The 2,106-nt window shown below is 68.8% G+C and carries 2 protein-coding genes; both read left to right on the top strand.

Going from position 1 to position 2,106, the window contains the following annotated elements; genetic code table 11:
- A partial coding sequence (locus FDZ70_09685) for a DUF4388 domain-containing protein (GenBank protein ID TLM69555.1) occupies positions 1-996 on the top strand: 996 nt, incomplete at its 5' end.
- A 15-nt stretch (positions 997-1,011) separates the two neighbouring features.
- Positions 1,012-2,106 (top strand): protein-glutamate O-methyltransferase CheR (locus FDZ70_09680; GenBank protein ID TLM69554.1); only part of this gene is annotated, 1,095 nt, incomplete at its 3' end.

Below are 2,106 nucleotides of genomic sequence, written 5' to 3'. Positions count from 1 at the left end.
CGCGCTCCGGCCGCTCGCGGACCCGGCGCTCGGCACCGCCGCGCGCCTCTCGGGCCTGCGCGCCGGCTCGACCGCGCCACCTGCTGCGTAGCGCGCTTTCCGAGCGCTCGCCGCGCGCGCTCCCTGTGCTACCATCGCCCTGCGGCCCGTACGCGGGCCGTCTGTTGTCGCGCGCACGCGGTGGGCCGCACGTCGCCCGCCCGCCCGCGCGGGGGACCGCACCGATCGCAGGAGGCGAAAGGCAGCACCGTGGCTCTCGAGGGCAACCTCAGGGACTTCTCGCTGGCCGACATGTTCCGGCTGCTGGAGAGCGGCCGGAAGACCGGCACGCTCCACATGGAGCAGGGCGACACCCAGGGCCGCGTGTGCTTCAAGAAGGGCCGCATCTTCTTCGCCAGCTCGAACTACAACCGCGAGTCGCTCGGCAAGCGGCTGGTCAAGGCAGGCGTCATCTCGGAGAAGCAGCTGCGCCAGGCGCTCGGCCTGCAGAAGATCCAGAAGAAGGAGAAGGCGGGCCGCCGGCTCGGCCAGATCCTCGTCGACGAGGGCTACCTCGACAGCAAGGTGCTCGAGAGCTTCATCGCCGACCAGATCAACGACACGCTGTTCGACCTGTTCCGCTGGGAGGACGGCGCGCTGCGCTTCGAGCCCGACGAGACCGCCGACGAGGAGGACATCGGCCTCTCGGTGTCCGTCGAGAACGTGATCATGGAATCGTCACGCCGCCTCGAGACCTGGGAGAAGATCCGCCAGAAGATCCCGAGCCTCGACACCGAGTTCATCATGGCCGCCGCTCCCGGCGACAAGTCGATGGAGATCCACCTCAAGCCCAAGGAGTGGCTGCTGCTGTGCTACCTGCACGGCGGGCGCACCGTGCGCGAGCTCATCGAGCTGACCGGCCACAACGACTTCGAGACCGCCAAGATCCTCTTCGGCATGTATTCGGCCGGCCTCATCGAGAAGGTCGGCGCCGTCGAGGACGACGAGTCCGCGTGACGTGAGGCTGCTCCGATGACGGAGAGCCAGCTTTCCAAAGACCTCACCTCGGAGGAGTTCCGGAAGTTCCGGGACTACATCCACGAGCATTCCGGCATCTTCCTCGAGGAGAGCAAGGCCGACTCGCTGCGCATCTCGCTCATCACGCGCGCGACGCGTCACAAGTTCGGCTCGCTCATCGAGTACTTCCAGCTGCTCTCGCGCGACGAGGACGAGTTCAACGAGCTGCTCAACCTCGTCACCATCAACGAGACGTCGTTCTTCCGCTTCCCGGGCCAGTTCGACGCGTTCGTCAGGCGGGTGCTCCCCGAGGTCATGGAGCGCAAGGCGATGAGCGGCCGCGACCTGCGCGTCTGGTCGGCCGGCTGCTCCACCGGCGAGGAGCCCTACTCGATCTCGATGGCGCTGCTCGACTCCGGGATCGCAGGCATGGGCTGGAAGCCGTACGTCATGGGCACCGACGTGTCGACAAAGGCGCTGCGCATGGCGCGGACCGGCGTGTACTCCGGCCGCACGCTGCTCAACCTGAGCGACGACGTGCTCAGGCGTCATTTCGACGAGACGCCCGAGGGCTACCGCGTCGCGCAGCACGTCCGCAAGCTCGTCGAGTTCAGCTACCACAACCTCATCAAGGAGCCGTACCCCCTCGCGTTGATGGGTAACTGGGACGTCATCTTCTGCCGCAACGTGACCATCTATTTCCAGCTCGACTCCACGAAGCGCGTCGTGTCGAACTTCTACCGGTGCCTGAACGAGGGCGGTTACCTGTTCATCGGGCACTCGGAGACGCTCACCAACGTGTCCGACGAGTTCGAGGCGCTGGAGGTCGGCGGCGTCTTCCTCTACCGCAAGACGCCGAGGCGCCGCGGCGTGTCGCTGCACGTGCCGGCCGCGTCGGCCGCCGCGTCCGCCCGCACGCGCGCCGGCGCGCGCGAGCGGCGCGGGCACGCCCGCGAAACGGAGCACCCGAAGCGCGCTCCGCGCAGGGCTGCCGGGGCGGCGCCCGAGGAGACCGCCGCCGAGGCGCCCGCGACGGCCGAGGCGCTCGCGGAGGCACGCCGGCTCGCGGCCGCCGGGGAGCCGCGCGCGGCACTGGCGCTCGTAGCCGAC

This window comes from Actinomycetota bacterium (assembly GCA_005774595.1).
In the GTDB taxonomy this organism is placed as follows: Bacteria; Actinomycetota; Coriobacteriia; order Anaerosomatales; family D1FN1-002; genus D1FN1-002.
The sequence above is the reverse complement of the archived record's forward strand: the minus strand, read 5'-3'. Positions and strand labels throughout refer to the sequence as shown.